Annotated in this window: 26 protein-coding genes; 5 read left to right on the top strand and 21 right to left on the bottom strand. The window is 39.7% G+C overall.

The window, feature by feature from the left end; translation table 11 throughout:
• Window positions 1-8 precede the first annotated feature (8 nt).
• From PCY09_RS06625 to PCY09_RS06590, 8 genes are all read right to left on the bottom strand, one after another.
• Complete coding sequence (locus PCY09_RS06625; RefSeq protein ID WP_008808549.1) at window positions 9-308, bottom strand: YlxQ-related RNA-binding protein; 300 nt, start codon at window positions 306-308, stop codon at window positions 9-11.
• Complete coding sequence (locus tag PCY09_RS06620; RefSeq protein ID WP_008808548.1) at window positions 301-597, bottom strand: YlxR family protein; 297 nt, start codon at window positions 595-597, stop codon at window positions 301-303. The genes PCY09_RS06625 and PCY09_RS06620 overlap by 8 nt, the downstream gene beginning before the upstream one ends.
• Window positions 598-607: 10 nt before the next feature.
• On the bottom strand, window positions 608-1849 hold the full coding sequence (gene nusA / locus PCY09_RS06615) for a transcription termination factor NusA (RefSeq protein ID WP_125396909.1): 1242 nt from the start codon (window positions 1847-1849) through the stop codon (window positions 608-610).
• Window positions 1850-1893: 44 nt separating this feature from the next.
• A complete protein-coding gene (gene rimP / locus PCY09_RS06610) occupies window positions 1894-2382 on the bottom strand; it encodes a ribosome maturation factor RimP (RefSeq protein ID WP_008808546.1) in 489 nt (162 codons plus the stop codon).
• A 111-nt stretch (window positions 2383-2493) separates the two neighbouring features.
• Complete coding sequence (trmB, locus tag PCY09_RS06605; RefSeq protein ID WP_045772936.1) at window positions 2494-3129, bottom strand: tRNA (guanosine(46)-N7)-methyltransferase TrmB; 636 nt, start codon at window positions 3127-3129, stop codon at window positions 2494-2496.
• Window positions 3126-3920 (bottom strand): cell cycle regulator CcrZ, encoded by a 795-nt coding sequence (ccrZ, locus tag PCY09_RS06600; RefSeq protein ID WP_008808544.1) that lies wholly within the window; start codon window positions 3918-3920, stop codon window positions 3126-3128. Before ccrZ ends, trmB begins: the two co-directional genes overlap by 4 nt.
• A 40-nt stretch (window positions 3921-3960) precedes the next feature.
• On the bottom strand, window positions 3961-5016 hold the full coding sequence (locus PCY09_RS06595; protein ID WP_061601472.1) for an ABC transporter permease: 1056 nt from the start codon (window positions 5014-5016) through the stop codon (window positions 3961-3963).
• Window positions 5013-5744, bottom strand: coding sequence for an ABC transporter ATP-binding protein (locus PCY09_RS06590; RefSeq protein ID WP_061601473.1), 732 nt, complete (start codon window positions 5742-5744; stop codon window positions 5013-5015). The genes PCY09_RS06595 and PCY09_RS06590 overlap by 4 nt, the downstream gene beginning before the upstream one ends.
• Before the next feature lie 138 nt (window positions 5745-5882).
• Between PCY09_RS06590 and PCY09_RS06585 the strand changes: the two genes are divergently transcribed.
• Both PCY09_RS06585 and PCY09_RS06580 read left to right on the top strand, forming a co-directional pair.
• The gene (locus PCY09_RS06585) at window positions 5883-6299 is read left to right on the top strand and encodes an HIT family protein (RefSeq protein WP_045772933.1); all 417 of its coding nucleotides are present in this window, start codon (window positions 5883-5885) and stop codon (window positions 6297-6299) included.
• 10 nt (window positions 6300-6309) lie between these two features.
• Window positions 6310-6612: a hypothetical protein gene (locus tag PCY09_RS06580; protein WP_125369385.1), complete on the top strand. Its 303-nt coding sequence runs from the start codon at window positions 6310-6312 to the stop codon at window positions 6610-6612.
• Window positions 6613-6659: 47 nt separating this feature from the next.
• Here PCY09_RS06580 and PCY09_RS06575 read toward each other — a convergent pair whose 3' ends face one another.
• From PCY09_RS06575 to PCY09_RS06555, 5 genes are all read right to left on the bottom strand, one after another.
• Window positions 6660-7871: an LCP family protein gene (locus PCY09_RS06575; RefSeq protein WP_061601475.1), complete on the bottom strand. Its 1212-nt coding sequence runs from the start codon at window positions 7869-7871 to the stop codon at window positions 6660-6662.
• A gap of 6 nt (window positions 7872-7877) precedes the next feature.
• Window positions 7878-8402 (bottom strand): GNAT family N-acetyltransferase, encoded by a 525-nt coding sequence (locus PCY09_RS06570; RefSeq protein WP_061601476.1) that lies wholly within the window; start codon window positions 8400-8402, stop codon window positions 7878-7880.
• Window positions 8402-8848, bottom strand: a complete 447-nt coding sequence (tsaE, locus tag PCY09_RS06565) for a tRNA (adenosine(37)-N6)-threonylcarbamoyltransferase complex ATPase subunit type 1 TsaE (protein WP_061601477.1) — start codon at window positions 8846-8848, stop codon at window positions 8402-8404. The genes PCY09_RS06570 and tsaE overlap by 1 nt, the downstream gene beginning before the upstream one ends.
• Before the next feature lie 82 nt (window positions 8849-8930).
• A complete protein-coding gene (locus PCY09_RS06560) occupies window positions 8931-10355 on the bottom strand; it encodes an NCS2 family permease (RefSeq protein WP_045634230.1) in 1425 nt (474 codons plus the stop codon).
• Window positions 10356-10463: 108 nt separating this feature from the next.
• Window positions 10464-11063, bottom strand: a complete 600-nt coding sequence (locus PCY09_RS06555) for a DUF1361 domain-containing protein (RefSeq protein ID WP_061601478.1) — start codon at window positions 11061-11063, stop codon at window positions 10464-10466.
• A gap of 160 nt (window positions 11064-11223) precedes the next feature.
• On the opposite strand from PCY09_RS06555, the gene PCY09_RS06550 reads away from it, so the two are divergent.
• Complete coding sequence (locus PCY09_RS06550) at window positions 11224-12036, top strand: Cof-type HAD-IIB family hydrolase (protein ID WP_008808534.1); 813 nt, start codon at window positions 11224-11226, stop codon at window positions 12034-12036.
• Between the two features lie 149 nt (window positions 12037-12185).
• Here the strand turns inward: PCY09_RS06550 and ilvA are convergent, their stop codons facing one another.
• The 7 genes from ilvA to PCY09_RS06515 all read right to left on the bottom strand — a co-directional run bounded on the left by ilvA (window position 12186) and on the right by PCY09_RS06515 (window position 19332).
• The gene (gene ilvA / locus PCY09_RS06545) at window positions 12186-13436 is read right to left on the bottom strand and encodes a threonine ammonia-lyase IlvA (RefSeq protein ID WP_046165127.1); all 1251 of its coding nucleotides are present in this window, start codon (window positions 13434-13436) and stop codon (window positions 12186-12188) included.
• Between the two features lie 186 nt (window positions 13437-13622).
• The gene (gene ilvC, locus PCY09_RS06540; RefSeq protein ID WP_008808531.1) at window positions 13623-14645 is read right to left on the bottom strand and encodes a ketol-acid reductoisomerase; all 1023 of its coding nucleotides are present in this window, start codon (window positions 14643-14645) and stop codon (window positions 13623-13625) included.
• A gap of 65 nt (window positions 14646-14710) precedes the next feature.
• Window positions 14711-15187, bottom strand: a complete 477-nt coding sequence (gene ilvN, locus PCY09_RS06535) for an acetolactate synthase small subunit (RefSeq protein WP_048778851.1) — start codon at window positions 15185-15187, stop codon at window positions 14711-14713.
• On the bottom strand, window positions 15180-16880 hold the full coding sequence (locus PCY09_RS06530; protein WP_046165126.1) for an acetolactate synthase large subunit: 1701 nt from the start codon (window positions 16878-16880) through the stop codon (window positions 15180-15182). The genes ilvN and PCY09_RS06530 overlap by 8 nt, the downstream gene beginning before the upstream one ends.
• Window positions 16881-17351: 471 nt before the next feature.
• Complete coding sequence (locus tag PCY09_RS06525; RefSeq protein WP_008808528.1) at window positions 17352-18038, bottom strand: Bax inhibitor-1/YccA family protein; 687 nt, start codon at window positions 18036-18038, stop codon at window positions 17352-17354.
• A gap of 17 nt (window positions 18039-18055) precedes the next feature.
• A complete protein-coding gene (locus PCY09_RS06520; RefSeq protein ID WP_012000029.1) occupies window positions 18056-18547 on the bottom strand; it encodes an HD domain-containing protein in 492 nt (163 codons plus the stop codon).
• A 44-nt stretch (window positions 18548-18591) separates the two neighbouring features.
• Window positions 18592-19332: an RNA methyltransferase gene (locus tag PCY09_RS06515; protein ID WP_061601480.1), complete on the bottom strand. Its 741-nt coding sequence runs from the start codon at window positions 19330-19332 to the stop codon at window positions 18592-18594.
• 68 nt (window positions 19333-19400) lie between these two features.
• Here PCY09_RS06515 and PCY09_RS06510 point away from each other — a divergent pair, with 68 nt between their 5' ends.
• Complete coding sequence (locus tag PCY09_RS06510; protein ID WP_008808525.1) at window positions 19401-19679, top strand: acylphosphatase; 279 nt, start codon at window positions 19401-19403, stop codon at window positions 19677-19679.
• A 76-nt stretch (window positions 19680-19755) separates the two neighbouring features.
• Window positions 19756-20688: a membrane protein insertase YidC gene (gene yidC / locus PCY09_RS06505; protein WP_046165123.1), complete on the top strand. Its 933-nt coding sequence runs from the start codon at window positions 19756-19758 to the stop codon at window positions 20686-20688.
• A gap of 656 nt (window positions 20689-21344) precedes the next feature.
• On the opposite strand, the gene greA is transcribed toward yidC, so the two are convergent.
• A complete protein-coding gene (greA, locus tag PCY09_RS06500) occupies window positions 21345-21827 on the bottom strand; it encodes a transcription elongation factor GreA (RefSeq protein WP_008808523.1) in 483 nt (160 codons plus the stop codon).
• Window positions 21828-21891 lie beyond the last annotated feature (64 nt).

The following is a 21891-nucleotide window of genomic DNA, read 5'->3' as shown; positions in this document are numbered from 1 at the left end:
CTCCTGTTCTATTGCATAATAGACCTCATTTTCTTTGTAAAACCAGCATCTGTGATGGCAAGCACTTTTCTTGCTTTACCAATCGCAGAGCTCAATTCCAGTGTTGAAAACACGGTTGATACATCTACTTGGTAATAGTGGCTTTTATCTTTAATTTTTTTACTCAAATTTGGAGCAGCGTCATGGGCTAGAAAAACCAGTTTGGCCTTTCCTTCTTGAATGGCCTTAACGACTAATTCTTCACCAGAAATAATCCGTCCTGCTCTTTGTGCCAGACCTAGTAGATTTGCGACTTGTTGTTTATTCAAGACCTAACTCTCTTCTTTTCACTTTGTGATCAACATAAGCAATCAATTCATCATAGAAAGCTTCGTCCACTTCCATATTAAAACTGCGATTAAAGACTTGTTTCTTTTTAGCTTGAAGCGCTTCTTCGTTATCCAGTTTGATATAAGCGCCACGGCCATTTGCCTTACCGGTTGGGTCAATAAATACTTGGCCCTCCTTATTTTTTACAATTCGCAGTAAATCACGCTTGTCAATCACTTGGTTTGAAACAACTGATTTTCTTAAAGGGATTTTTCGTGTTTTTGCCATACTTGCCCCCTTAGTCTAGCTCTGTAACTTCGCTTTCTTCAAGGTCTGTTGCTAGTGCTGCTGCAGCCATTTCTTCCATTGCTTGGTCCGTGTAGGTCAGATTTGCATCCTCTTCATAGATAACTTCCTCTGCCACTTCTCCAAAGCCACCCAATTCATTAGCTGCTTCCATAGCTTCAAACTCACTGGCTGATTTGATATCAATACGATAGCCTGTCAAGTGAGCTGCCAAGCGAACGTTTTGTCCACGACGACCAATCGCCAATGACAATTTATTATCTGGAACGACCACTAGAGCACGTTTATTATCTTCTGCGTTAAAGATAACTTGGTCCACTTCAGCTGGTGCAATAGCATTGTAGATGAATTCAGCTGGGTCTGCTACCCATTCGATAACATCGATATTTTCTTCAACAGGAACCATGCGATCGCTCTTGGCATCGTATTTTGCTGGGTGGAATTTGCTAGTGATTTTCTTGATATTAGCTCCACCACGACCAACGATTGTACCGATAGCATCAACATTTGGATTATGACTGCGCACAGCAACCTTCGTACGGTCTCCTGCTTCACGAGCCACACTCATGATTTCTACAGTTCCGTCGTAAACTTCTGGGATTTCTTGTTCCATCAGACGTTTAATCATTTCAGGATGGCTACGGCTTACAAAGACATTTACTCCACGTGGGTTGTCTTCAACCTTGTAAACGAAAACTTCGATTCGATCATGTGAAGCAAAGACTTCGCCAGGAATCTGATCTTGTTTAGAAAGTTGGGCTTCGATACTACCTAGGTTCACATAGATAAAGCGGTTGTCAAAGCGTTCTACTGTACCTGACATGATTTCATTTTCATGTTCCTTATAAGTGTTATAAGTAATGGTACGAGTTTGCTTGCGCATCTTTTCCATAATAGTCTGTTTAGCAGACTGAGCGGCCACACGACCAAACTCAGCAGGAGCTTCTTCAAATTTAATCTTATCTCCTAGTTCATAAGCAGAACTAATAGCAAGCGCATCTTTCAAGCTGATTTCTAAACGACTGTCAAAGACTTCGTCAACCACTTCACGAACTGTATAAACGTGGAAGTCTCCTTTTTTCTCATCGAAATCAATCAAAGCACTATCTGCTTGACCATAACGACGACGATAAGCAGAACGAAGAGATTCTTTAACTGCGTCAATAATGTCTTCTTTTTTGATACCTTTATCTTCTTCTAAGATGCGGAAAGCATCTAGCATTTCTTTACTCATGTTTTCTTCGCTTTTGCTAGGCAAAAGCAATCCTTTCTTTTATTCTAAAACTTAACAGCGAGTCTTGCCTTGGAAACAAGACTATAGGGAATGTCAATTTCTTTCTTACGGGTTTTGTCCATATATTCTATGGTCAGAACATCCTCTTTAAACTGGAGCAAGGTCCCTTCAAAGACCTTTTGTTTGTCCAAGGATTTATACAAACCAACATGAATATATTGACCAACTGCTGCTTCGACCTGCTCCTTGGTCTTAAGCGGCCTTTCTAAGCCGGGGCTAGTCACTTCAAGGAAGTACTGCTCAGGAAAGGGATCCGGCTTAATCGTATCCAGTAAGGGACTGATAATATCCGTCAAATCAGCTGTATCATTGACGGTGATTCCTTCTGGCTTGTCCACAAAAACACTTAGGACATAGTCGCTCCCAATCTTACCATACTCTACATCTACCAATTCAAATGGCGCTGTAATAGCTGGCTCAATCACTGCCGTTACTAACTCTACAATTGTTGCGATAAGACTGCACCTCCTCATAGATAAGAGGCGAAGAATGATCTCCGCCTCACTTTCTAATATTCACTAAACTGTATTATAGCACTCCTGTCCTTAAAAAGCAAGAGATAGAGGCTTTTTCAGCATTTTTTATTAAAATACTGCTTCTACTCGGTAAATAACCTGCCCTTTGCTAGAAAACTTTTGTTCATATTCTGTCAGAACATTTCCTTCAAAGTCGCTCGCATGTAAGTCAAGCCAGACTCCCTTCAGCTTCATACCATACTGAGAAAAGCTGACTAGGCTGTACTCAAACAAACCACGGTTGTCCGTCTTAAAATGAACTTCTCCTTTTTCCGGCAAAATCTGCTTAAAGGTATCCAGAAAAGACTTATAGGTTAAGCGACGTTTCTCATGGCGTTTTTTGGGCCAGGGATCAGAGAAATTCAAATACAGTCGATCAATCTCCCCGTCAGCAAAATAGTTGGTCAAATCAGAACCGTCCACCCAGAGCAATTTGATATTAGGAACATCGGTTGCCAAGACCTTGTCAAGAGCGTAACTGAGAACTGATTTTTGGATATCAATTCCGATATAATTGATATTTGGGTTGGCCTTAGCCATACCAGTAATAAAGGCCCCTTTACCACTTCCAACTTCAATATGAATCGGATGATTATTACCAAAAAGCTCCTGCCATTTCCCTTTGGCATCAGCTGGGTTTAAGACGACATATTGGGGATTGGCTTCTAGAAGCTCAGTTGCCCCCTTGCGGTTTCTTACTCTCATGATTCCTTTCTGTATTTGGCCCGGAAATTGCGCAAAGCATAAATTTCACGGTTCACATTTTCTAAATCGTTATTCTCATAATACTTAGCGACTTGGCAAAGGTAGCTATACTGACTGTACCAGTAGAGCTTCTCTAAAACCTTTTCATTGTATTTATAGCCATAATAAATCAGCCATTCTTCCCAACGTGCTTCTGGAATATAGTGACTGAGCAAATGTGCTACGTCGAACATTCTATCTGTTAAGCGGACAGAGTCCCAATCAACGAGGTATATCAATCCACTCCTTGTTTCTACCCAGTTACTATGACGCACATCCCCGTGCACAATAGTTGCATAATCTTCTCGGAAGGCAGGCAAGTTTTTACGTAAGTCTGCAATGATGGACTGTAAATACTGGTTGCTCTTCAAGGCCATAGGCACTTTTTCTACCCAGTTATCTAAGAGATCATTAGGATGCTCTAAAGCGTAACCTAGTTTTGTCAACTGAGTCATTAGCGGCCGTGACCGGTGCAGACGGATTAAAATATCAAAAATTTGCTTTCTTTCCAAACCATCTGGTCCTAAAATTTCACCAGACAGCCATTCTTGTGCAGTCATCACATTGCCATCAGGAAGACGGCGGCTCCATAGAAGTTGCGGAGCAATTTGTTCCTTAGCAAGCCCTGCTAAAATCGGAGTCGTATTCATCTTCACAAACACACGCTCTCCATCAGGATAACTGCCCATATAAGCCTTCCCGCTCTTACCATTTATAGGCGTTAGGGTCAGTTCATTATCGTTCAAGTCCATTCTTACCCTCCATCAAAGTTTCCAATCTATTTTACTAGTTTTAAGCCCTTTCGTCAACCAATCCTTTAAGCTTGTAAGGTAGATAAACTGCGTAAAGTATCAGGTATACAAGAAGGATAAAAAGGACCATTATTTTTTCTTTAAAAAATAGCAGAGCTGTCAATAATTCTACGAGCAATACGACTGCCCCAATGCTAGTGATAACTCGTTTAGCTCCTTTTACCTTTGCACTTTCCTCTAGAGGGAAGAGTTTGATTAAATATTGATAATCATAAGCATCATACAAGGCTAGAAGCTGAAAGAGCAAGAGGTACTGAAAAAGACCGACAAAGACTGTTGCAATCATGCTTTGAGACAGAAAAATAATGATCAGCAAAGATAAAATCAACAAACGTAGACTAAGGGCAAAAAAGTCCCCATTTCTCAAATAAGAGCGCAAGAAGAGATTGTCCCAAACTTTCTCTTGGTTCTTGGACAGGCGGTTGGTCAAGAAATCTAAATAAGCTCGTCTTTTTACGCTACTTGATATTCCCTTAACATTCGTAAAGAGAGCAAAAAATTGCAAAATTCGCTGTTTGCGTCTCTCTTCGTAAGCAATTAAAGACTTCCAATCAAGCCCTTCCTGCAAATAGAATTTCTTACTTTTCCATTGAAATACTAGAGCTTTCAAAGCAAATAGGAACAAACAATATAGAGCAAATCCCCATATAGTCACACCTAAAGCTAGAAAAAGAGGTGCCAAGAGAAGCAAAGCCAAGGTTTGCAAAATTCCCCAAAGAATAAAAGAATTTCGCCTTTGTTTTCCGACATAGACACGGACTTCTTCTTCCTTAGCCAAAAGAAAGAGGCTATCTGGCTTTTCAAGATAGGTAGCAATCCTGCCCATAAAAATCAGGCCTAATGATAGGAAGACTATGGCTAGCCAGATAGGCAAATGATTTTTAGGAAAATTGCGAAGCAACTGGCTGTATTGAACCGCTGTAAAGCCCAAGAAAACCATTAAAAATAGAACAAAGTGGTCATTCAGAACATAGCGCAGATATTTGACACACTGATTCCGAAAATCCAGTTTGCGCTTAGCAAATACTTCTCTCATAGGGTCGCCTCTTCTGTCAAAGCTAGGTAGATTTCATTGAGACTTGCTTCTGGCAATGAAAATTCTTCTCGCAACTGTGCTAAATTTCCTTTAGCCCGTACCTGACCCTTGTGCAAGATAACAAAAGAATCACACATTTTCTCTGCCGAATCAAGCACATGAGTACTCATCAGTATAGACTTTCCTTTAGTCTTTTCTTCTGCTAGGAGCTCGATCAAATCAGAGATGGCCAGAGGATCCAATCCTAAAAAGGGTTCATCCACAATAAACAAACTAGGGTCAATCACAAAGGCACAGATGATCATAACCTTCTGCTTCATTCCCTTTGAGAAATTGACCGGGAACCAATCTAACTTGTCTTTAAGACGGAAGATCTGAAGCAATTTATCCACTCGATCCATAGCTGTTTGCGAGTCAATGTCATAGGCCATAGCAACCGTCTCGATATGTTCCTTCAAGGTTAATTCTTCGTAGAGACTCGGTGTTTCAGGGATAAAACCAATCTTTTTGCGATAGGCTGTCCTGTCTGACTTCAGACTCAAACCATCTATCAAAATCTCCCCTTGATAAGGCGTCAATAGGCCGATTATTTCATTGATGGTTGTTGATTTTCCAGCTCCGTTTAGACCAATCAGTCCGACAAGCTGACCGTCTCCAACTTCAAAACTGACATCTTTCAAAACAGGAATATTGACATAGCCACCTGTAAGCCCTTTTATTTCTAACATTTTTTCTCCAATTTCTGGTATAATATCTGTATTGTGGGTACTGCTCTTGAGCCAACAAGACGTCTCCTTTTTAAGACGATAAGCTCAGTATTGCAGTCTCCTCTATTATATCAAAATCTAGCCAAAGAGGTGCATTTTATGACAGATTGTATTTTTTGTAAAATTATTGCAGGAGACATCCCTGCGGCTAAAGTCTATGAAGACGAAGCCGTCCTAGCCTTTCTTGATATTTCACAAGTAACGCCTGGTCACACACTTGTTGTCCCAAAGCAACACTTTCGTAACCTTCTGGAGATGGACGGAAGCAGTTCTAGTCAACTCTTCGAACGTGTGCCTCAAATCGCCCGTAAAGTTATGAAGGCAACTGGTGCAGCAGGCATGAATATCATTAATAATAACGAAGAAATTGCTGGCCAAACTGTTTTTCATACCCATGTTCATTTAGCGCCACGCTATGATGAAAATGACGATTTAAAACTAACCTTTGTTGCTCATGAACCTGACTTTTCTGAACTAAGTCGCTTGGCAGCAGAAATTTCTCAAGCTATAGATTAGGAGGCTTAAAATGAAATTATCTAACCTCTTCCTCTTTACTGGAGCAGCCATCACTAGTTACCTACTGGTAAAAAATCGTGAAAGCATTACAGACGAAATCAGTGATACTGGCCAACTATTACACAAAGCACAAGACAGTCTATCTGAAATCCAAGCTAACTTAAGTTACCTAAGAGAGCAAAAAAGCACACTGGAAGATATAAGCAAAGACCTCCAATATAAGATCAATGTTTTTAATCAAGAAGCGCAAGCAAGATTTTCTGAAATTCAAGATATTTGGGAATCTTCTCCTATCAAACAAAAAAATAATTAGAATCAAAAAGAGTCAAGTTTTCATACTGAAAGCTTGACTCTTTGTTCTTATTGCGCTTCTGTCCCAGTTGTAGTAGATTGTTCCTGGCCAGTAGGCGTTGCCGTTGCCGTCTGATCCACTGAACTAGGTGATGTAATTGTATTCCCCTGACTGGTACTAGCCGGAGTTGAATAAGAGTAAGTATTATTTGAATAAGTCGTTTCTGTGTCCGTCGCATCCGATAAGGACGAAGAATAGCCGGCAGAAGAACTTGTTGAAATTCCACCACTTCCATCTATTTCATCATACAAGACTGCATTCGTCTCTAATTTTGACAAAGTACTTAATCCAAGTGACTTACGCAAGAGATTTTGCATTTCTAACAAGTGGTCTCGTGTCACGATTTGGTAACTTCCACCATCAGCTAGAGTCGCATCTTCGCCTCGTAATTGCTGGCTATCAATTCGTCTGAATGCATCCTTGTAGCCCAGAAGCTGAGGTATACTTCCAGATGTTAATTCAATATTGGTTTGCATATTTGAACTAACAGCCTTCAAAATAGCTTGATAGTGACTCACGCTATTTAGACTGAGAACCTTCTCAACAACTTTTTTGATAACTTCACGTTGGCGTTTTTGACGACCATAGTCTCCTTCTGGATCTTGATAGCGCATCCGAGCGTATACCAAGGCTTGGTCCCCATTAATCTTTTGAACACCCGGCTCAATCTTAGCTGTGTATTCTGGTTCATTTTCTTCGATAGAAATCGGAAAATCAAAGGTATTATTAACTGTAATGCCCCCGACAGCATCCACCAATTGAACAAGGCCCTTCATATTAATCAAAACATAGCGATCGATATGAATATTCATCATCTCCTGGATAGTGGAAATAGCCAACTTAGCACCGCCTGAAGCGTAGGCTGAGTTTAATTTTGCCTCAACTGTTTCACCATCTTTATCCTTAAATTTGGTAAGAATATCTCTTTCCAAACTCATCATAACTGTCTTCTTAGTTGTTGGATTGACGGACAGTAAAATCATACTATCACTATTTCCAGCCCATGTATCTTCACGCGAGCCACTACCTGTATCCACTCCCATCAGGAGAATCGTCATAGGTTTCGTAGCAGAGATAACATCTGTTTCTCCTCCCAGACTCTTATAGGTCTTCGAGAGTTCTCCAGTAGACTGATCATAAATAGTCCAGGCATAGGCCCCCACTCCCATGACTGTCACCAGCAATAAACTTAAAAACATTAATAAGGTCTTTTTAAACATATATTTTTAATCTATCAGTTTTCCCATGAGGTAAACATCTAGAAATTTCCCTTCGTTTAGATAGGCTCCACGTTTTTGTAAGCCTTCAATCTCAAAGCCTAAACTTTGATAGAGATGCACTGCTCGTTCATTTCTTACTTGCACACTTAGAGCCAATTTGCGAATCACACCAGACCGGCTAGCCCAATCAATGGCTTCCTCCATGAGAACCCTACCCAAACCTTGGTTCCAATATGATTTTCTTACAGCAATGAACAGATCACCAATATGGCAAACACGCGCATGACGATCAGCAGTAATATTGATTAGTCCGGCCAAGTTTTCATCTAGGAAAGCCAGAATAGAAATTCGATTTTCCAAGGAAGCCTGCAAGTCTAAAAATTCAGCCATTTGCTGCACACTCATCATGACTCCCTCATCGTCCAAAGTCGTATAATCAGACTCTTGACCAATCTGGCTGAGAAAGTCAATCAGAAGTTCCGCATCACTAGCTTCAGCTTCCCTCAATAGCAAATCATATTCTCTCGGCATTAATGGATTTCGCTTTCTATCTTTTGCAAGAGACCCTTTGAAGCTTGTCCAACAGCCTCGAACAAAATCCGCCTTCCGTCTTCTTCTTTGACAAGCTGAATCTTCAGGTAATCTTGTGGCAAACTATCTTCCAAAAGCTCTCCCCACTCGATAACAGTAACACCATCACCAAAGAGGAAGTCATCTAGGTCAATCGAATCGGGATCTTCTCCAATCCGGTAAACATCCAGATGATAAAGTGGCAACCGTCCTTCGTACTCTCGAACAATGGTATAGGTAGGACTCTTGATCATTTGCCTAATATCCAAACCTTGAGCAATCCCCTTGGTCAGGGTTGTTTTACCAGCCCCCAGATCGCCCGATAAAATCAGCACATCTCGTGCTTGAAGTAAGCGGCCTATTTTCTGACCAATAGCAATCAGCTCATTCTCATTATGACTAAACATAAGTCTTATTATACCAGAAAAAATTTTTTCATGCATAAAATCGCAACATAAAAAAAAAGCTGGATAAATCCAACTTCTCTGATTATTTTGCCAAAGCCAGACTCACGAAGTTCAAAATGAATAGAGCATCCAAAATCCAAATCATAGTATGAACTTCTTTGGCTTGTCCCTTTACTGTTTTAACCAGAGCGTACATGATAAAACCAGCTGCGATACCATGAGTAATGCTGTAGCTGAATCCCATGAATATTGAAGTGAAGAAAGCAGGGATTGCTTCAGTCAAATCATCCCATTCGATGTTTTTCAGACTACCCAGCATCATAATTCCAACAACAATTAAAATCGGAGCTGTCGCAACAGTTGGAACGATTGCTAAGAGAGGGCTAAAGAAGCTAGATATAGCAAAACAGATTGCTACGACTAGAGCTGTCAGACCAGTTCGTCCTCCCGCTCCAATACCTGCTGCTGACTCTACATAAGTAGTAACGTTTGAGGTTCCTGCAATAGCCCCAATAGAAGTACCAATCAAGTCTGAATACAAAGCCTTATCCAGCCTCTCAGATTCATGGTTTTCTCCAGAACTTGCCACAATTCCAACCTTTTCACCTGTACCGATTAGGGTTCCGATTGTATCAAAAATATCTGTCAAGGAGAAGGCCAAAATAGCCATAAATGTCTGAGGTAAACGAGCCGTATCAGTAAAGAGAGCACCTAAACCTTTTGGACCAATTGCTACACCAAAAATTTCTCCCAACTCTTTAAAGGCAGTACCAAGATTATTTTGACTCAAGTCAATTAAGGATAGGTTTACCAAACCAACAGAAATGGCAACCACAGTTGTAGCAAAGATGGATAGGATAACTCCACCCTTAATTCCTTTTACCACAAAAAAGACAGTAATCGCTAAACCTACCAAGGCAACTAAAACAGCAGGGTCATTAAAAGCAACTAGGCCTGGTGTAGCAGATGAGTTAGCGGTGATAGCTGATTGAGCTTTCTCTACACTTTCGCCAGCAACTGTATAAGTCCCTGGATCAATAGAAAATTTCAATAAGCCTGCATTTTTAATCCCTACATAAGCTAAGAAAACACCAATACCTGCTGAAATTGCAGCTCTTAAGGATCCTGGAATAGACTCAATAATGGTCTTCCGAATCTTGGTCAAGGTAATAATCAAAGAAATGATTCCACAGATGAAGACCATTCCCAGAGCTTCCTGCCAAGTATAGCCTAAACTAAAGACAACTGTAAAGGTGAAAAAGGCATTCAGACCCATCCCAGGTGCTTGTGCGTAGGGCAGATTAGCATAAAAGGCCATCATCAAGGTACCAGCCACAGCACCAATAATCGTTGCTAAAAATACTCCTTGTGCTGGCATACCAGTTTGAGATAGCATTGCTGGATTGACAAAGAGAATATAACTCATCGCAAAAAAGGTTGTTAATCCAGCGAGAATTTCTGTACGAACGGTCGTACCATTCTCCTTTAATTTAAAAAGTTTGTCCAATTCATATCTCCCATCTATAGACAAAGATTTTAGTTCGTTTTAAACGAACAACGAATCCATTATAACAAAAAAACATTCACCTTTTCAAGACAAATGTTTATATTTTTATTATTTTTTATCATCTCTTGCCATAAAAACCAAACTCATAAATTGAATAAATGTAAATCCCAGAATAAAAAACAATCGTTCCCTTTGAAAAGTCGCTAGTAATTTCTCAACTACTTGACTGGGATTATTAATTAAATCCCAAGTATTTAAGCGGTCATAACGACCAATATAAATTGCTAGACTAGAGATAAAAGAGAGGCCACCCGTTACGATTAAGTCCAGCCACCAAGTTAATCTCAAACGTTCTTTAATAATGATCCAACTTTCAATTCCACAGTATACACCAAATAAGATGCTTGGAACAAAAGCCATAAACAAGTGCAAACTGGTCTTATTCCACAAGGTATCTCCAACCCAATGCATATGAACAATATCAGTTATCATATAAAAAGTATTGGGATAAAAGACCAGCCAAAGGATGAAAAATACAGGAAATAACCAGGCCTGTTTAAAATAACGAGTCAAAATAGCAAAATCATAAGCAATCAAAGCCAGCATCATATTCCAGACTAAGTCAGGGCCTGACTTAGTTATTCCTTCCATGTATACTAACAAGGAAATCAATAGAAAAAATAAATGAATCATGAAAATTTTACGCATACAAGAAAACTCCTCACTTAGAAATAAAAAGTCCGACCAGATGCAATTGTTCATTACAAGCATCTGACTCGACCTTTGGAAGTACATTATAACACAAATCACTACCATTAAACTTAAAATCTGCTATAATAGGAACTATCATACATGAAGAGGATTTAACATGGCGCATAAAATTATTGCTGTAGACCTTGATGGTACTTTGCTCAATTCGCAAAGCCAATTGTCAGATTTTACTAAAGAAACCATAAAAAAAGTAGCTCAAAAAGGACATAAGGTAATCATTACAACTGGTCGCCCCTACCGCATGGCTCACCAGTACTATGAAGAATTGGGGCTGGATACTCCTATGATTAACTTCAATGGCTCTCTAACACATCTACCAGGTAAGAAATGGAAATTTGAAAAATCTTTGACAGTCGATAAATCATATCTGATTGATATGGTTGCTCGAGAAGAAGAAATTGAAGCAGACTTTATTGCCGGTGAGTACCGCAATAAATTTTATATTACCAACACTAACGAAGAAATTGCCAATCCTCAATTATTTGGCGTAAATGCTTTTGTTCCCGAGAATCAGTTTAACCCTCAGCTCGTCACTAAGAATCCTAGTGTCATTCTCTTGCAGACACGAGCAGAAGATAAATATGCCCTAGCCGATCAAATGAGTTCATTTTATCAACACGAGCTGACCATCAATACCTGGGGCGGACCACTCAACATTCTTGAATGTACTCCCAAAGGAGTCCATAAAGCTTTTGCCTTGAAGTATCTTTTAAATATCATGAATGCTGACCGTAAAGATTTGATTGCTTTTGGTGACGAACACAATGACACTGAAATGCTAGAGTTCGCTGGTACTGGCTATGCTATGAAAAATGCTAATACTAGTCTTCTGCCTTTTGCTGATCAACAACTGGGGCTAACAAACGATCAGGACGGTGTGGCCCATGAACTAATGAGATTATTCCTTTAAGCCTCTAACCTATAAATAAAAATCAACACCACAAGACAGAGATTTTGTGGTGTTTTTCAATGTTCAAAAAACTTAGAAGATCAAAAAAGATCTGGCCTTGTATGCAACAAAACCAAACCTTCCTTTCCTAATCGTAATCAAAGACTCAATCAGACTAAGAGGTTATACAAACTCTCATTACCATGAAGATTAATGTATCCAGGGTCGAACTCTGATAAGCGTGAAAGCAAAGCTTCATAATCATTCTTATCGCCCAGAGCAATACCGATTAAAACCGGACCTGTTCCCTTGTTGGCACGTTTTATATATTCAAAACGCGTGATATCATCATTGACACCTAAAATGTTATTCACAAATTCTCGAAGAGCTCCTGGGCGTTGCGGGAAATTAACCACAAAATAGTGCTTAATCCCGTCATAAATAAGAGCACGTTCTTCCATTTCCTGCATCCGGTTGATATCATTGTTTCCCCCTGAAATAATGCAGACAACATTTTTGCCTTTGATTTCTTCTTTCATTACTTCTAAAGCTGCAATAGAAGCTGCACCTGCTGGTTCAGCAATGATCCCTTGTTTGGAATACATATCAATCAAGGTCTCTGAAATCAGGCCTTCATCCACACCAACCAGTTTATCAACATATTTACGAGCTACTTCATAAGTTGATTGCCCAACCTTTTGGACAGCAATTCCGTCCGCGAATTTGTCAATTTCCTCTAACTTAACTGGCTCTCCATGATCAAAGGCGGCTTGCATACTCTGAGCACCCGAAGCCTCAACCCCAATCACTTCCATTCCAGGTGCAACATACTTAATATAAGTTGAAACTCCTGAAATCAGACCTCCCCCACCAACTGGAACGAAGATCTGATCAAAATCAACACCTTCCTCTTGGGCTTGTTCATGGATTTCGTAAGCCACCGTTCCTTGACCGGCCTGAACATTAAGATCATCAAAAGGATCAATAAAGGTCAGTTTTTCTGATTTGGTAAATTCTTGTGCGGCCTTAGCAGAGGCATCAAAGGTATCTCCTACCAACTTAATGGTTACATAATCGCCACCAAAAAATCGCACTTGTCCAATCTTTTGCTGAGGTGTCGTAACAGGCATAAATATAGTCGCCGGAATTTTCATCTCATGGCAAGTAAAAGCTACTCCCTGCGCGTGATTTCCCGCCGAAGCACAGACCACTCCTCTTTTTTTGTCCTCTTCAGATAGCTGGTGAATGGCGTAATACGCACCACGAATCTTAAAAGAGCGTACCTTTTGCATATTTTCGCGTTTCAGATAAACAGTCGCCCCATATTTTTCAGATAAATAACGGTCAAAGTCCAGTGGAGTCCGTTCAACTACATTTTTTAATACTTGATGGGCTTTAAAAATATCTCTAGCTGCAAGCATACAATTCCCTTCTTTATGTATTATCCTTGTAAGCGTGGAAATCAATTAACCACACCAAAGCCAATCCCAGCTGTTACCATTTTTTTAACAAGGAATCTGGCATCATTAAATACAGCAAGTTTTCATTTGATAAGAAAGGAGGCAGGAAATTCATTTCTCTGCCCCATCTGTTTCTTTCTTTACCGATTAGTTGTAGATTTTAAATGCGTCGTCGTCATTTTTACCAACAAATGGCATTGCTTTACGCAATTCAGCACCTACTTTTTCGATTTCAAGGTTGGCTGCTTGTTCACGGTAAGCAGTGAGTTTTGGACGGCCAGCCTTGTAGTCATTTACAAAGTCATTTGCAAATTTACCATTTTGAATGTCTGCCAAAACAGCCTTCATGTTTTCTTTGACTTGCTCAGTAATTACACGTGGGCCTGATACGTAATCACCGTATTCAGCAGTATTTGAAATTGATTGGCGCATTTTTTTGAATCCACCCTCGTAGATCAAGTCAACGATCAATTTCATTTCATGAAGAACTTCAAAGTAAGCCAATTCAGGAGCGTAACCTGCTTCTGTCAAGACTTCAAAACCTGCTTCGATAAGGGCAGTCAAACCACCACAAAGAACAGCTTGTTCACCAAAGAGATCTTCTTCAGTTTCTTCTTTGTAAGTTGTTTCAAGCAAACCAACACGAGCTGCACCAACACCTTTACACCAGTCCATAGCAATGTTTTTCGCATTTCCTGTTGCATCTTGGTAGACTGCATAAAGAGCTGGAACACCAAATCCTTCTTCAAAAGTACGACGAACCAAGTGACCAGGACCTTTAGGGGCACACATAAAGACATCTACATCAGCAGGAACTTTGATAAATTCAAAATGGATATTGAAACCATGGGCAAATCCAACTGCATTACCAGCTTCCAAGTTTGGAGCGATTTCTGCTTCGTAGAGTTCTTGTTGAATTTCATCTGGCGCCAAAATCATGATGACATCAGCCAACTTAGCTGCCTCTGCTACTGTGTAAGTATCAAAGCCATCTTCTTTAGCCTTATCGAATGACTTACCAGGGCGAACACCGATAATCACATCATGGCCTGTATCACGCAGATTTTGTGCATGAGCATGACCTTGTGAACCATAGCCGATTACGGCAATTTTCTTACCGTCAAGCGCTGCTACTTTTACATCTTTTTCGTATTCCATTTGAACTGCCATAGTTTTTCTCTCTTTTCTATTTTTTATTGCCTTATAGGCTGGTTTAACAAATTTAAGTAGGATTTTTAATCACGGGTAAATCCAGTTGCACCCGTACGAGCGATATTTTTGATCCCATATGGCCGAATCACTCGCAATAAAGCTTCACTCTTTTCAGCATTTCCAGTCATCTGGATAGTGATTGAGCTTGGAGCCACATCTACTACCGTTGCACGGAAAGGTTGGATAATGGCTAGGATCTCTGCACGCTTCTCAGCTGGAGCTGAAACCTTAACCAGAATCACTTCACGCTCTAAGTGAGGACGGTCTGTGATATCACGAACTCGAATCACATCAATTTGACGATTAAGCTGCTTGATAATCTGCTCTACTTCTGCCAATGAGGCCACATCAATGATGATGGTGATACGTGATACTTCAGGATTCTCCGTCGTTCCGACTGATATACTCTCAATATTAACCTGACGTCTGGAAAGAACACCAGTGAAGCGATTTAGAACACCCGAACGGTTTTGGAGTTTAGCGGTCAACATTCTACGCATGGAACTTCACCCCCAACATCTCATGATTGCTCTTACCAGCTGGTACCATTGGCAAAACGTGCTCCTTACGAGAAATGTCCACCTCGATAAACATTGGTATATCTTCCTTCAGCACTTCCAAATCCTGAGCAATAGTCTCTGGATTGTCAAATTTATAAGATTTAACACCATAGGCCTGAGCCATGAGCTGGAAATCTGGCAAAGTATCAAAGACTGACTCAGAGGTACGACCATCATAGAAAGCTTCCTGCCACTGCCGCACCATTCCTAGTGAATGATTGTTTAGCATGATGACCTTAATCGGAACCTTATAGATATTGAGAATAGCCATCTCTTGGTTTGTCATTTGATAGCCACCATCACCAACAAAAAGAATAACCTCCTTTTCTGGGTTAGCAATCTTGGCACCAATAGCAGCAGGAACTCCAAATCCCATGGTTCCTAAACCACCAGAAGTAACCAATTGACGCTCGTTTTGATAAGGATAATATTGAGCTGCCCACATTTGGTGTTGCCCTACGTCTGTGACAACAATGGCATCCCCATTCGTCAACTCACCGATGCGTTCAATTACCGCCTGAGGCTGAACTACGCGCTCCTTCTTATCATAAGACCGAACACGATTCTTGTCCTTCGTAACTTTTTCAATCCACTTTTCAGTATTGTTATGAACTGTTGGCTCTGCTAGAAGCATCTGTAAAGCTTTTTTAGCATCGCCCACTACAGGAATATCTGCACTGATAATCTTACCAATCTCAGCTGGATCAATATCGATATGAGCAACCTTGGCATTCTTAGCAAAAGTCTTAGGATTTCCTGTCAAGCGGTCATCAAAACGACAACCGATGCTAATCATAAAGTCTGTTTCTGTCATGGCAATGTTAGCCGCAAAGGAACCGTGCATACCCCCCATCCCAAGAAAAAGTGGGTGGCTCGTTGCAATAGTCCCTTGACCCAAAAGGCTGGTCACAACAGGAATTTGATAGCGTTCTGCAAATTCATTTAATTCTTTAGAAGCTTCCGCGTAGCTGATACCACCACCTGCCAACAATACTGGTTTCTTAGCTTTAGATAATTGTTTCAAGATTTTCTTGATCTGCATATCATTAGGAACAAGCGTTGGTTGGTAACTTGGTAAATTCACCTCTGGAGAATAGATGAAGTCTGTCTCCAAGGCAGATACATCCTTAGGCAAGTCAATGACGACTGGACCAGGACGACCAGTTGTTGCAATATGAACAGCTTCAGTGATAATTCGTGGAATATCAGCCGTCTCACGTACCTGGTAATTGTATTTGGTAATTGGCATCGTAATACCAACAATATCCGCCTCCTGAAAGGCATCCTTCCCAATCCCTGCTCGAGCAACTTGTCCAGTAAAGACTAAAAGAGGAACGCTATCGCTCATAGCATCTGCAATCCCTGTAATAGCATTTGTTGCTCCAGGTCCACTAGTGACAATGGCGACACCCAACTTTCCAGTTGATTTGGCATAACCTTCAGCTTCATGCAAGCAACCTTGCTCATGACGACCTAGAATATGACGAATGCCTTTAAAATTATAAATCGCATCATACAAAGGCAAGACTGCACCACCAGGATAACCAAAAACTGTGTCTATACCAAGTTCTAACAAGGTTTCTAAAACCAGTTCAGAACCATTTTTAGGTTCTTTTAATTTGATTTGCTTCACAAGTTCCTCCCTCATAGATAAATTCCGAATTGTCAAAAAATTCTAACTTCTGCTACCAATAATAACATTTTTCCCCAATAAATCAAGAAAAAAGTAGCTATTCTTTTTATTTTTTAATAAAGCACAGAAGCAAGTCTCACATCCTAAAAGTCTTTATAGATATATCTCTCAAGCTCTTAGTCCTATCTTGACATCACTTTTTTCAAAAACGTATACTTTATGTTACCATTTTTCACCATAATGTCAAGGAATTTTCAGAAAATTTAGTATTTTGGGACAGATTGTTTTTTCACAAACTTTGATTTGCCCCTAGTTAAAAAATTCTAAAACCACTAGACTCCTTCCCCTACACACAAAAAAGAGTCAGGACTAAAAACTAGTCCTAACTCTATTATTCATATAACAATGAGAAAGATTTCCCCTCATACAGTATGGAATTCTCTACGCAAGCAGAAATTCATTTTTCATTAATTAGTCGTTTCGACCAAATAAACGAAGAAGGCTGAGGAAGAGGTTAATAAAATCAAGATAAAGACTCAAAGCAAGAGATACTGCCCAGCCATTTTCAACTTGACCATTTGACCGTTCATACACGTAACGAATCTTTTGATTATCCCATGCAATCAAACCTGAGAAGATGATAACACCTGCGATACTAATCAAGAAGTCAAAACTTCCATTTCTTAAGAAGATATTCACAACACTAGCAATAATCAAACCAAACAAGGCAGCTCTCAATGCTCGTCCCATTCCAGAAAGATCTTTCTTAGTCACCTTCCCAATAAAGGCCATCGCAAAGAACATAGCTGATGCCGTTACAAATGCAGATAAGACAGATGATTGAGTATAAAGGGCAAGAACAATACTCAAGGTAAAGCCATTTAATGCAGAATAAACTAGAAAGAGTGGTAAAGCTGCAGGGCTATTTTTAACTGCCATACCAGAAGCCGCAAAGACTAAAATAAGTTCAGCAGCAATAGCCACATAGAATATCCAAGTAGAGCCCATCAATACAGACACAATAACTGACTGAAACATACTCAACATCAGTGCCGACACTATCGCTGAAATTCCAAGTCCGACTCCAACAAGAGAATAAATTTTTGCATAAAAAGTATTGATGCCACTTGCATCTTGAATGATTGTACGATTGTTCATAACATCTCGTCTCCTTTTTAATTCTTTAACATCTTACGATGAAATAACTTTCGATTACGAATCTTTTGTCTCCACGGAGAGGTTGCTTCTTTGATTGCCCAGTATTTATCAACAAGAGTTACAATATAAGCTTCCTTGTAACGGGGTGGCGCAATTGTTAAGCCCCACATATGCTTAATGATAATATCCTCTTCGACTTTATTCAATTTGGTTAGCTTCCGAGCATTTCGAACCGCCAAACGGGGATGAACCCAAGCATGGCTTTTCTTAAATTTAGTCACCCGCCAATCATAATAGAACAAATCATGAAGAAGAGCACCTCTAGCTGTACTGCGCTTATTCCAGCCCAATTTTTTCGCAATCTTATAACTAGTATAACTTACATTGATAGAATGTTCAAGCCGATTGGAATGCAAATGATGTGGAATACCCTTCAAGCGCTGGACGCTGGGCTTCTCAATCAAATGTCCCACGTAGGCCATAAATTCATCATCATTTTGATAAGGCATAGAATCACCTCCATTTGCCTTTATTATAACCTAATTCCTAAATTTTAGCTTAAATAAAAGATCAGAATTCCAGCTGCTACCGCCACATTTAAACTTTCAGCCTTCCCCTTCATAGGGATATGAACTAACTGATCAGCTGCAGCTTCTATCATAGAGCTAATCCCCTGTCCTTCATTGCCCATCACCAAGATAAAGTTTTTGCTCCCCTTTAATTTTTGGTAATCGATTGAATCATCAGAAAGGGTAGAAGCAAGAATAGGAAGATCTGATTTTTTTGCCAAGTCAATCAAGTCAGCTGTTGCTAGACGATAGATTGGAAGATGAAAATGACTCCCCTGCATGGACCGTAAGGTCTTCAGATTATACAAATCAGCCGAATGTTCAGAGATAAAAATCCCATCAAAACCTGCTGCATCTGCAGTCCGAATAATCGTCCCTAGATTCCCTGGATCCTGAACATCTTCTAGAAAAAGATATTTCCCTGACAGTTTCTCTGGCAAGACTTCTTGTTGGAGCCTAACCTCGGCAACAATTCCTTGCGGGGTCTTACTATCAGCTAAATCCCTCAGTAAGTCAGGGCTCAACCAATTTACTTGTTCACATTCAGACAGGCGATCTGCATATTCTGGCAAAGCAAAAATAGAGATAACTTCAGCTCCACTTGAAAGAGCCTCTTCAAACAAATGCCAACCTTCTATCAAATAGGAATCTGTTCTGTATTTCTTTTGATGGAGTTTTTTAGCTTTTTTTACCACATTATTAGCTTTAGAGGTTATAATATTCATAAGAATAGTATAGCATAAATTTTAAGAATAAAACTCATGCTCAAGTCGGATATATAAAGGAGGCTGACATGCAAAAAGTTAAAATGATTGCTCAAGGACGGGTCCAAGGAGTTGGTTTTCGCTGGGGGGTCTATTCCCTTGCTTTAGAAATCGGTGGCATTACAGGTCGTGTATGGAATAATGAGGATGGGACTGTCAGTATTCTTGCCCAGGCAGACAGCCCTGCTTCTATGGCTAAGTTTATTCAAGAAATCCGAAAAGGTCCTACACCATTTTCTAAGGTAAGCTATCTGGATGTAACAATGGCCAATTTTGATTCTTTCTCAGATTTCAAAATTTCAAATTAGGTCTAGGGAACTATTGTATATTTAAGAAAAAAACAGTAGAATAGAAAGGTATCATTTTAAAAAGGAATATAGAATCGTGAAAACATTTAAACGTTTATTATTTTCAGGAATGGGCTTAACCCTTCTTCTGATTCTCTCTGGTTGTGTCCAGACCAATAAACAAGGTCAACCAACAGGTCAAGGCTTTGTTTATCAATTCTTGGTTGCTCCTATGAGTCAAGTCATCAAATACTTTGCCAGTGATTTAGGCTTGGGCTTTGGTCTTGCTATCATTTTGGTAACAGTTATCGTCCGCTTGATCATTTTGCCTCTTGGACTTTATCAATCTTGGAATGCAACCTATCAGTCCGAAAAGAGAAATTATTTAAGTCCAATTTTCACTCCTATCAATGAGCGCATGAAAAATGCGGAAACTCAGGAAGAGAAATTAGCAGCCCAACAAGCTTTAATGGCCGCTCAAAAAGAAAATGGACTCAGCATGTTAGGCGGTGTTGGATGTTTACCTCTCTTAATCCAAATGCCTTTCTTCTCAGCACTCTTTTATGCAGCTCGCTACACTAAGGGAATTGCGGAAAGTTCATTCTTAGGAATCAATCTTGGTCAACAAAGTATGATTCTTATAGTTGTCGTCGGAGTTCTTTACTATGTTCAATCACTTCTATCACTCGTTGGACTAGATGAAGAACAAAAAGAACAAATGAAGAAAATGATCTATGTGAGCCCACTCATGATTGTCATCTTCTCCCTCACTGCGCCAGCTGGAGTTACTCTTTACTGGGTAGTCGGTGGTTTTGTTCAAATCTTGCAACAGTTCATCATTAACTTCTTTATCCGCCCTTATATGAAGAAACGGGTAGCAGAGGAGTACGAAAAGAACCCACCTAAAACCATGTCAGCCAATGCTTATTTGAAAGACGTTACACCAAAAGCAAACCAGGCTATTGATAACCGTCCTAACAATAACAAAAAGAAAAAGAATCGTAACGCTGGCAAACAACGTTCAAGATAAAGAAAAACCTTTCCGTTAGTAGCGGAAAGGTTTTTTCTTTACACAAGTCCCTGACTGGATGGCATTGTCTATAGATACCCCAAAATGGTAAGTAATTTCCTTTTTTTAAGCGAGAGAACTATTAAGAAAATTGTCGATTCGACTAGCGACCACTAAGAATTGACCCGATCCTAAAAAGAAGTGGGGTTAGCGTCTTTTTACCCTAATACTTGAAAATACGATACCTAGATTTCTTCCAATAGCATAAAGCCCCTTTACAACAAGTTCTTCTCTTTATTGATTGTATTTGATTAAGACAAGCACACCGGAAGCAAGTACCGTTAATAGGCTAAAGGCGTTTAACTTTAAAGGACTGATCTTATAAAAGCAGGATAACAGCAAAAGAACGCCATTACTGAGGATTAGTAAACGATAAAATTCTCCCTGTATTTGTTGCCACTTTTTTAGCGAAGAAAAAGCCGTAGGAAAACGCAGGCCTATAGCTGCATTTCGACTCGGAAAATATCTATTGAGGATCCATAAAATAAGTGAGAACAAGAAGACAAGCTTGACTAGCATCAGCATCCCTTTCGTTTAATCTTTTTTCAGGAACATTATACTCTTTTTATGTGAAAGTTCAAGACAAAAAAAAACGAGCAGAAGCTCATTTTTTAGAGTTATTTGGTTTTTTCAACCTTAAGAATTTTAACATCGTAGCTTCCAACTGGCGTTTCAACAGTTGCGATATCCCCTTTTTTCTTACCAATCAAAGCTTGGCCAATAGGACTTTCATTTGAAACCTTACCGGCAAAGGCATCTGCACCAGCTGAACCTACAATGATATAAACCTCTTTTTCAGTTTCACCGACTTCTTGAATCGTTACAGTCTTACCTATTCCTACTTCATCTTTAGCAACTGCATCGCTATCTACAATTTCTGCATAGCGAATCTTAGTTTCTAAACTTGAAATTTGACCTTCTACAAAGGCTTGTTCATCTTTAGCTGCTTCGTACTCACTGTTTTCAGACAAGTCACCGTATGAGCGAGCAATTTTTATTCTCTCTACTACCTCAGGTCGACGGACCAATTTCAATTCTTCTAGTTCTTTTTCTAGTTTTTCCTTTTCCGCAAGGGTCATTGGATATGTTTTTTCTGCCATTTTTATTTTTATCTCGTTTCTATAAAATCTTTAAAATAAAATTGAGGGTGGACACAACAAACTA

It is taken from the genome of Streptococcus sp. SG2, from assembly GCF_030439925.1.
GTDB lineage: Bacteria > Bacillota > Bacilli > Lactobacillales > Streptococcaceae > Streptococcus > Streptococcus gordonii.
This window is presented reverse-complemented; position numbering and strand designations above follow the sequence as displayed.

Excerpts from the sequence above, each read along its gene's own strand:
- PCY09_RS06555 (WP_061601478.1), bottom strand. The coding sequence starts at position 11,063 with ATGCGTAAAATTTTCATGATTCATTTATTTTTTCTATTGATTTCCTTG.
- PCY09_RS06595 (WP_061601472.1), bottom strand. The coding sequence starts at position 5,016 with ATGAGAGAAGTATTTGCTAAGCGCAAACTGGATTTTCGGAATCAGTGT.
- PCY09_RS06580 (WP_125369385.1), top strand. The coding sequence starts at position 6,310 with ATGAAATTATCTAACCTCTTCCTCTTTACTGGAGCAGCCATCACTAGT.
- PCY09_RS06515 (WP_061601480.1), bottom strand. The coding sequence starts at position 19,332 with ATGAATATTATAACCTCTAAAGCTAATAATGTGGTAAAAAAAGCTAAA.
- nusA (WP_125396909.1), bottom strand. The coding sequence starts at position 1,849 with ATGAGTAAAGAAATGCTAGATGCTTTCCGCATCTTAGAAGAAGATAAA.
- PCY09_RS06525 (WP_008808528.1), bottom strand. The coding sequence starts at position 18,038 with ATGAACAATCGTACAATCATTCAAGATGCAAGTGGCATCAATACTTTT.
- ilvC (WP_008808531.1), bottom strand. The coding sequence starts at position 14,645 with ATGGCAGTTCAAATGGAATACGAAAAAGATGTAAAAGTAGCAGCGCTT.
- PCY09_RS06590 (WP_061601473.1), bottom strand. The coding sequence starts at position 5,744 with ATGTTAGAAATAAAAGGGCTTACAGGTGGCTATGTCAATATTCCTGTT.
- tsaE (WP_061601477.1), bottom strand. The coding sequence starts at position 8,848 with ATGTTTAGTCATAATGAGAATGAGCTGATTGCTATTGGTCAGAAAATA.
- ilvN (WP_048778851.1), bottom strand. The coding sequence starts at position 15,187 with ATGCGTAGAATGTTGACCGCTAAACTCCAAAACCGTTCGGGTGTTCTA.
- PCY09_RS06570 (WP_061601476.1), bottom strand. The coding sequence starts at position 8,402 with ATGCCGAGAGAATATGATTTGCTATTGAGGGAAGCTGAAGCTAGTGAT.
- rimP (WP_008808546.1), bottom strand. The coding sequence starts at position 2,382 with ATGAGGAGGTGCAGTCTTATCGCAACAATTGTAGAGTTAGTAACGGCA.
- greA (WP_008808523.1), bottom strand. The coding sequence starts at position 21,827 with ATGGCAGAAAAAACATATCCAATGACCCTTGCGGAAAAGGAAAAACTA.
- PCY09_RS06550 (WP_008808534.1), top strand. The coding sequence starts at position 11,224 with ATGGCGCATAAAATTATTGCTGTAGACCTTGATGGTACTTTGCTCAAT.
- PCY09_RS06575 (WP_061601475.1), bottom strand. The coding sequence starts at position 7,871 with ATGTTTAAAAAGACCTTATTAATGTTTTTAAGTTTATTGCTGGTGACA.
- ilvA (WP_046165127.1), bottom strand. The coding sequence starts at position 13,436 with ATGCTTGCAGCTAGAGATATTTTTAAAGCCCATCAAGTATTAAAAAAT.
- PCY09_RS06510 (WP_008808525.1), top strand. The coding sequence starts at position 19,401 with ATGCAAAAAGTTAAAATGATTGCTCAAGGACGGGTCCAAGGAGTTGGT.
- PCY09_RS06520 (WP_012000029.1), bottom strand. The coding sequence starts at position 18,547 with ATGCCTTATCAAAATGATGATGAATTTATGGCCTACGTGGGACATTTG.
- PCY09_RS06620 (WP_008808548.1), bottom strand. The coding sequence starts at position 597 with ATGGCAAAAACACGAAAAATCCCTTTAAGAAAATCAGTTGTTTCAAAC.
- PCY09_RS06585 (WP_045772933.1), top strand. The coding sequence starts at position 5,883 with ATGACAGATTGTATTTTTTGTAAAATTATTGCAGGAGACATCCCTGCG.
- ccrZ (WP_008808544.1), bottom strand. The coding sequence starts at position 3,920 with ATGGACTTGAACGATAATGAACTGACCCTAACGCCTATAAATGGTAAG.
- trmB (WP_045772936.1), bottom strand. The coding sequence starts at position 3,129 with ATGAGAGTAAGAAACCGCAAGGGGGCAACTGAGCTTCTAGAAGCCAAT.